At 68.7% G+C, this 7334-nt stretch carries 7 protein-coding genes and 2 pseudogenes; 5 read left to right on the top strand and 4 right to left on the bottom strand.

The annotated features are described in order from the left end of the window. The 3 genes and pseudogenes from HR086_RS43000 to HR086_RS43010 all read right to left on the bottom strand — a co-directional run. Nucleotides 1-1634: pseudogene (locus tag HR086_RS43000) on the bottom strand (RCC1 repeat-containing protein); the annotation flags it as partial. 200 nt (nt 1635-1834) lie between these two features. Beyond that, complete coding sequence (locus tag HR086_RS43005; protein ID WP_174468530.1) at nt 1835-2785, bottom strand: hypothetical protein; 951 nt, start codon at nt 2783-2785, stop codon at nt 1835-1837. Next, on the bottom strand, nt 2782-3120 hold the full coding sequence (locus HR086_RS43010; protein WP_141645209.1) for a PadR family transcriptional regulator: 339 nt from the start codon (nt 3118-3120) through the stop codon (nt 2782-2784). The genes HR086_RS43005 and HR086_RS43010 overlap by 4 nt, the downstream gene beginning before the upstream one ends. A gap of 206 nt (nt 3121-3326) precedes the next feature. Between HR086_RS43010 and HR086_RS43015 the strand changes: the two genes are divergently transcribed. Beyond that, entirely contained in the window at nt 3327-4100 is a 774-nt protein-coding gene (locus tag HR086_RS43015; RefSeq protein ID WP_174468531.1) for an RICIN domain-containing protein, read from the top strand. A 282-nt stretch (nt 4101-4382) separates the two neighbouring features. Here the strand turns inward: HR086_RS43015 and HR086_RS43020 are convergent, their stop codons facing one another. Further along, nucleotides 4383-5279 (bottom strand): type VI secretion system accessory protein TagJ, encoded by an 897-nt coding sequence (locus HR086_RS43020; protein ID WP_174468532.1) that lies wholly within the window; start codon nt 5277-5279, stop codon nt 4383-4385. A gap of 243 nt (nt 5280-5522) precedes the next feature. Between HR086_RS43020 and HR086_RS43025 the strand changes: the two genes are divergently transcribed. From HR086_RS43025 to HR086_RS49015, 4 genes and pseudogenes are all read left to right on the top strand, one after another. Further along, on the top strand, nt 5523-6203 hold the full coding sequence (locus HR086_RS43025) for an START domain-containing protein (RefSeq protein WP_373564428.1): 681 nt from the start codon (nt 5523-5525) through the stop codon (nt 6201-6203). A gap of 133 nt (nt 6204-6336) precedes the next feature. After that, nucleotides 6337-6708, top strand: a pseudogene (locus tag HR086_RS49870) (transposase); the annotation flags it as partial. Between the two features lie 139 nt (nt 6709-6847). Continuing rightward, a complete protein-coding gene (locus HR086_RS43035) occupies nt 6848-7174 on the top strand; it encodes a helix-turn-helix domain-containing protein (RefSeq protein WP_174468533.1) in 327 nt (108 codons plus the stop codon). Nucleotides 7175-7192: 18 nt separating this feature from the next. Continuing rightward, the coding region (locus HR086_RS49015) for a DDE-type integrase/transposase/recombinase (RefSeq protein WP_373564429.1) at nt 7193-7334 on the top strand (142 nt) is incomplete at its 3' end.

A 7334-nucleotide genomic window follows, 5' to 3' on the forward strand; every position in this document is an offset into this window, starting at 1 on the left:
GGCACCGAACGCGCCGTGGACGTCCCATCGCCCAACTGCCCCTGTGAATTGGCTCCCCAGCTCCACACCGTCCCGTCCGACTTCACCACCAGGGAATGGCCCGACGCCGACGCGCTGACCACCTGGGTGAGCCCTGGCACCTGGACGGGGCTCGTGCGGGACACCGTGGTTCCGTCCCCGAGCTGGCCCGCGCCATTGGCGCCCCAGGCCCACAGGGTGCCATCGCCCTTGATGGCCAGCAGATGACCCGAGCCGCACACGCTCACCACGCCGGTCAGCCCTGTCACGCGCGTGGGCACCGGGCTCAGGGTGGGAATGTCATCCCCCGACTCCCCCAGCCGATCCGAACCCCAGGTCCAGACCGTCCCTCCGTCCCGGACGACCACTGAGTAGTACCCACCCGCGAAGATGGACTCGATGCGAGACAGGCTCAGCACTCGCTTGGGCACCAGCGCCAACAGCGTGCTCCCATCGCCCACCTGTCCCTCGCTGTTGCCACCCCACGCCCACGTCTCTCCATTGGCCTTCATCGCCACGGTGTGCTGGCCACCGCCCGCCGTGATTCCCATCACTCCGCTCAGGCCCCCCACCGCCACGGGCAGCAGGCGCGACACCGTGGTGCCATCCCCCAACTGCGCACGCGTGTTGCTACCCCACGTCCAGACCGTCCCATCCACACCCAGGGCCGCGGAGTGCTGTCCGCCCCCCACCACCGCGGTGAGGCGGGCCAGGCCGGACACGGCGACGGCCACGGGCACGTGGCGCGAGGTCGTGGTGCCGTCCCCCAACTGACCGAAGGCGTTGCTGCCCCACGCCCACGACGTGCCATCCACCTTGAGGGCCAGCGAGTGTGAGCCACCTCCCGAGACGGCCGTCACATCCGCCACTCCCGCGACGCGCGCGGGCACGTGGCGCGACGTCGTGGTGCCATCCCCCAACTGCCCGTCCGCGTTTCCTCCCCAGGCCCACACCGTGCCGTCCGACTTCAATGCGAGGGAGTGCGCATTGCCCGCGGCGATGGCCTTCACCCCTCCGAGTCCCTGCACCTGCGCCGGCACCGGCTGGTTCGCTGTCAGCCCATTGCCGAGCTGCCCCGTGGCGTTGTTGCCCCACGCCCACATCGTGCCGTCCCACTTCACCGCCAGCGAGTGGGAGAAGCCCGCCGCGATGCCCATCACGCCCGTCAGCCCAGGCACGCGCACGGGCACCGCTCGGGAGGTGGTCGTCCCGTCCCCCAACTGGCCCCGGTCGTTGAAGCCCCAGGCCCACACCGTGCCGTCCGCCTTCAAGGCCAGCGAGTGCAGCTCCCCCGTGGCCACGGCGGCGACGTCATTCAGCCCCCAGACCCAGGCGGGCCTCGACGCCGAGCGTGTGGTGCCGTTGCCCAACTGCCCATGTGTATTGCTGCCCCAGGCCCACACCGTGCCGTCGGAGCGCAGCGCGAGCGTGTGCAGCCGCCCGGCGGCCACCGTCCCTTGACCCAACGTCCCCTCCGCGGAGTGGACGACCCCGGGACGCTCGTCCCACTCGCGTCCCTCTTCGGCGGGGCCCGCCGAGCACCCCGTGCCCCACGCGAACCACGCACACACCGCGAGCCACCCGAGCCGGCCGGCGCTTGTCGAACTGCTCTTCATGCATGTCCCTCTGAAGGGGCGCCCTCCAGGGGAAGGCGCCTCCGTTCCTGACGACGAGATGACCGAGGGCGGGCGGGAGACCCGGGCAACGACAGACGCCAGGTCGAGGAGGAACGAGTCACGTCACGCGCGCGGCGATGCGCAGCCTATGCGCCATGACAGACGTTGTAGAGGCAGGGTCATTTCCACCCTGCACGTCGTCATCCATGCATGCCGCGGAGGGATGGAGCAGGGCGAACGGTCCGGAACATCCGGATGCCGTAGTGGAGCAGCACGGAGGCGATGATGAGGACCAGGCAGAACCGGACCGTCCGGTCGCTCACCTCCGTGCGGAAGACCGGGCCATCCAGGACGGTCCATGCCATCACCGCGCACGTGAGCAAACTCAGTCCCGTCTCAAGGCGCCGCATGCCCGTGGACCACCGCCCGCTCACGATGACGGCGAGCCACATGGGGACATTGATCAGGAGGAGCACGAGCAACCAGGGCGCCTGGCGCTGACGGAAACCGTCGGCGTAGGTGAGCGCCTCGTACGCCGCGGGAGCTGCCCGGCCCCCGAAGCAGATGTCCAGCACCCAGGTCGGCTCGAGGAGCACGAACACTCCGCTCAGGACGCCGACGATGCCCAGGACCATGGCCGCGCGGCCTCCCTGGATTCGATCCTCCGCACGCGGCTTCCACTTCGACGTGTCAGGCCACCGGCGGCGGACCCAGGCAGCGCCGCCGTAGCCCACGACCAGCAATCCAGGCCACCACAAGGACCCCACCACCGTGTGCACCCACCACTGACCGAGCGCCTGGGGCACGTCCCTCCCAGTCTGGAGGGGCTGCCACAGGTGCGTCAGCAGGCCGGCGCACCAGATGAGGGCCAGTCCGATGACGGTCGCCCGCAGGAAGCCGCGCGCATCCGCTGGGTCGATGATGGTCAGCGGGGGGCGGTAGCGCGCCGCCACGACCTCCGGATGGCCGAAGGCATGCAACAGCTCCGTGGCCATGGCCGCATCGGCGTCGCGTCCATCCGCCAGGGCCCGGGCCTGAAGCTCCTCGGTGAGCAATGCACGCAGTTCGAACGCCACATCGTCGCGTTGCTTGCGTGGCAACCGCACGGCGACATCGGTGATGTAGGACTCAAGCACGTCATTCGCGTTCATTGCCCCTCCTCCAGGAGTTTCTCCATGGCGTCATTCATGCCCTGCCAGGCGTCGGTGAGCTTCTTGAGCAGCTTCCGGCCGTCCGCGTTCAGCGCGTAGTAGCGCCGCGGTGGCCCGTCTTCGATCCTCCACTCGCTCTGCAGGACACCCTGCGTCTCCAGGCGCCGCAGCAAGGGGTACAGCGTGCCCTCTTCAATCGGCATTCCCTTGTCCGCCAATGCCTGTCGCAGCTCGTACCCGTAGCGAGGTGCTCTCAGCTGCGACAGGGTGGCCAACACCACCACTCCACGGCGCAGCTCGAGTTCCAGCTTGCTGAATGACTCCGCCTGACCCATGCGGAACACAGTACTGTGCGGCGCACAGTACTGCAAGGGCACCCGTGCCCGTGGGAGGTGGCGACCTCGTGAGGAAGGGTGCCGAGTGCACGTACCTCCCGGCCAGGTGAATGAAGTTCCCGGGCCTCCGTCATGAAGGACACAGGGCGAGCGGGCGGCGAGAGCGGCCCCCTCCGCTGGAGACCTCAAAAACAAGGAGAAGTCCCATGTTGGCGGTTCGGAGTGGCTCCGAGGGTGTTCGTGCGAGTGAAAACCGGTCGTCCGCGAAGGGGAGGGGATGGGCGGCGCTCGCGTTGCTGCTCCTGCCTCTGACGGCGGCGGCGGGGCCTGGGCCGGACTACCGCAGGGACGAGTCGCGCAACCACCCCGGGCCCAACCGCTGCCACGATGCCTCCCAGTGCGATGGCGCACGCACGTGCAGTTCCGCGGGCTGGTGCCAGGGCGAGGCGCGCCCCGCGCCGCCCCCGCCGCCGCCCGGGCGTTCGGTCCGAGACCACGACGGACAGGACTGGGACCATGGCCGGGGAGAGGGGCGTCCCCAGCGCAGCACCTTCATCCGCAGCAAGCTCGCGGGGCTCGTCATCGACATCGCGGGCAACAACCGCTCGCCCGGCGCGGGGCTCGTCGCCCACCGGGCCAAGTCCAACCGCGAGGGCAATGACAACCAGAAGTGGGAGCTGGTGCCCACGCGCGGCGGCTACCTCATCCGCAGCCGGCTCAACGGACTCGTGCTCGACGTGGAGGGCGCCAACAAGGCCTCGGGAACACGCGTGGTCACCTGGGAGGCCCACGGACAGCCCCATCAGGTGTGGCAGTTGGTGCCCGGTCGCGTCCGCGGCACCTACTACATCCAGAGTCAGCTCAACGGCCACGTGCTCGACATCGAGGGTGGCAGGGCGGATGGCTCGGGGCGGCTCATCACCTACCCCATGAAGCGCGACAGGGCGGCGGACAACCAGCTCTGGTACCTGGACATCTGACCTGGCTCAGCCCCGGGTGCTTCGTCGAGTCACCTGGGGCGCCCCGACACATCGTGCCTGTCGTCTTGATCAGATGGGCGTGCGCACACCCTCGTCGAAGATGAGGCGGGTGGCACCACCGACGGCCATGATCAGGATGCCAATGGCCGCGCCCGCGAGGAGCCCGCCGAAAGGCCATCTGCCGCGACCGAAGGACCCGACGAGGATGCCGAGCCCGACAGCCTTGCTTTGGCATGGGAAGGCCCGTCATTGACAGGCATTCGCCCGCACCGATGTCCCGACTCAGCCGAAGAGTTTCGACCAGAAGGATTTCTTCGCCTGGGGTTGCGGCTTTCCGCTCATGGACCTGCCCGCCCCATCGAAGTCGATCCGTGCCACCTGGAGGAGCCCGACCATCCCCATGCCGCCATCCTCATGTGTCAGCTTGAAGTCTCGCTGGCCGAACGCAACGGCATACCCATGGGGATCGTGATGCCACGCGGTCATTTCCCCCAGGCGGATGGGCGCGTTGTCATGCAGGCCTGTCCCGGGGTACAGCGAAGGCACGCGGGTTTCGACCTCGCGGCCGTCGAGCGTCTGGAACTGGGCCGGCAGCCAGACGACATCCATTGAGCTTTTCGGCTTTTCGAATTGGATGGAGCGAAGCTCGCTGAAGGGCACGTCCAGCACGGTGCCACCCTGGAAGCAGGGCAGGTGCGGCCCCGTCAACTCATCCGAGTCGGTCAAATCGGAGAAGCGCACCCGGACGCCATTGGTCCGCGTCAGCATTCCGGAGGTCTTGGGGGCCGAGCGCGCGCCCTCTTCCAGGGCACGAGCCGCGTCGGAGAACTCGCCCTTCGCATGGCTCACCGCCGCCTGGAGGTAGGCACGTGAGAAGGGCTGTGGTGCCTGCAGCGCCCCACGCTCCTTGGCCCGCTCGGCGTCCTTCCTTCGCAGGGAGTGCAGGCGCTCGAGCTCGGCACAGTGGTGCAGGAAGGTCACCGCTTCGGAGACTTCAGGCTCCAGCTTCTCCAAGTCCTCGAGCGCGCGCAGGGCCCCGTCATAGTCCTCCAGGCGCACCCTCACGTTGAACGCCATCAGCAGCCGCTCGCCCGAGGGGGCCTTCGACACCTCCGCTTCAATCAACCGGAGTGCTTCCTGGAAGGAACCTTCCGCGAGGTGTTGCTCAATCTGCTTCATGGCACATGCCCCCAAAGTGCCGCGCGGCGACCCTCGCGCGTCCTGGTGACTCTAGATCGCTTCAGACAGGTTGGGTTGGTGCCTCACTCGGAGGAGTTCGAGTGCTGTCGAGGGGCGCGGGGAATCGTGGCTGCTCGCATGGCGGTGCCGTGCCGCCGTGGCTGGCAGCTTGGAGGCTGCCCTGCCCCCTGACCGGGTGTGCCTCCGCGAATTCGCCGGGGCGCTCGTGTGTCGGAAGCGGACGTGAAGACGAACCGGGCCCGGGTCGCCCAGGAAGAACGCATGAAGATGGTGTGGAGTGGGGCGGCACTTGCCGCCTGTGCGCTGGGGCTCGCCGCGGGGACCGCCCAGGCGGCAGAGGAGTGGCGCACGGTGGCGGAGAAGCCGTACGTCGTGAAGGTCCGGGCTCGGCCGGGGACTCAGGCCAAGGACGTCTGGGCGGAGGGCGAGCTGGCCGCGAGCGCCGTGGACGTGCAGGCCGTGCTGAGGGATGTGGACGCCTACCGACACTGGATGCCGTACGTGAAGGAGTCCCGCCTCCTGAAGGAGCTGCCGGACGAGGGGCAGCTGACCTACACGAGGCTGGACCTGCCGGTGGTGTCCGCGCGGGACTACATCAGCAACGTGGTGCTGGAGTCCAAGCTGGTGGAGGACGGCTCGGGCGTGTTCGCGCAGAGGTGGCAGGCGGAGCCGGATGCCATTCCTCAGCGGCGTGGCACGGTGCGCATCCGGCTCAATGAAGGAAGCTGGCGCGTGGAGCCTCGTGGCGAGGAGAAGTCCCATGCGGTGTATCGCTTCACCGTGGACCCGGCCGGCTCCATCCCTGGCTTCCTGGCGCGCATGGGCCAGAAGGACGCGGTGGAGGACACGTTCCGCGCGGTGGAGAAGCGGGCGCGGCAGCACGCCGAGTCGCGCCAGCGGTGATGAGGGTTCCCCCCTGTGTCAGGGAAGAAGTCGCCTCGGCTGAGTTGCCGAGCTGACCACCCGAAGGGGGCGAGTGCAGGCGGTTGAAGTGCCGTACACAGACGCATTCAAGACGCAGATGGTGAAGCGGATGATGGGCCCGAGCGCGGTGAATGCCTGGACACTGGCCCGGCAGGTGGGAGTGTCGCAACCGACGTTGTCGCAGTGGTTGCGTGCGGCGAATAGGGTAGCGGCCACGACGCCCCCGTCCGACGAGAAGAAGCCCGCCCCGCCCGCTGGGCCCAAGAAGTGGACGCCCGAGGAGAAGGTGCGCGTGCTGGCGGCGGCCCAGGAACTCAGAGGCGAGGAGTTGGGGGCGTTGCTGCGGGGAGAGGGGCTGCATGAAGCGCAGCTACGGGAGTGGCAGCAGGCGGCCGAGGGGGCGCTCTCAGGCACGGCGAGCGAGCCGCCGCCGGCCAAGGAGCGCAAGCGGCTGGCCGCCGCCGAGAAGCGGGTGAAGGAGCTCGAGCGGGAGCTGCACCGCAAGGAGAAGGCGCTGGCGGAGACGGCGGCGTTGTTGGTGCTCGAAAAAAACTTCAGGCGATGGGGTGGGACGACAGGCACTCGGGTGACGAGGACGACTCCGGGGACGAGAAGAGCGAGAAATGACGCTCGCCCACATCGACGAGGCCTTGGAGAGGGGCATACGCCTGGAGGCCATCTGCGAGCGGCTCGGGCTGGCCCCGCGCACGATTCAACGCTGGAGGAAGCCCGCCACGGCGGAGGACCGGCGGTGCGGACCGCATACCCGTCCGGCCAACCGGCTGTCGGAGGCGGAGCGGCGCCGAATCCTGGCGGTGGCCAACAGCGAGGAGTTCCGGGACGCCTCGCCCAAACAGATTGTCCCCAGGCTGGCGGACCGGGGCGAGTACGTGGCCAGCGAGGCGAGTTTCTACCGGGTGCTGCGCGAAGCGGGGCAACTGGCCCACTGAGGCCGTGCCAGGGCGCCCATACCCAGGCCTCGAGCCGAGCACACCGCCACCGGGCCCAACCAGGTCTGGAGTTGGGATATCACCTACCTGAAGGGCCCGGTGAAGGGCGCCTTCCTCTACCTGTACCTGGTGGTGGACGTCTTCAGCCGGCGAATCATGG

It is taken from the genome of Myxococcus sp. CA039A (genome assembly GCF_013336645.1).
GTDB classification, from domain to species: domain Bacteria; phylum Myxococcota; class Myxococcia; order Myxococcales; family Myxococcaceae; genus Myxococcus; species Myxococcus llanfairpwllgwyngyllgogerychwyrndrobwllllantysiliogogogochensis.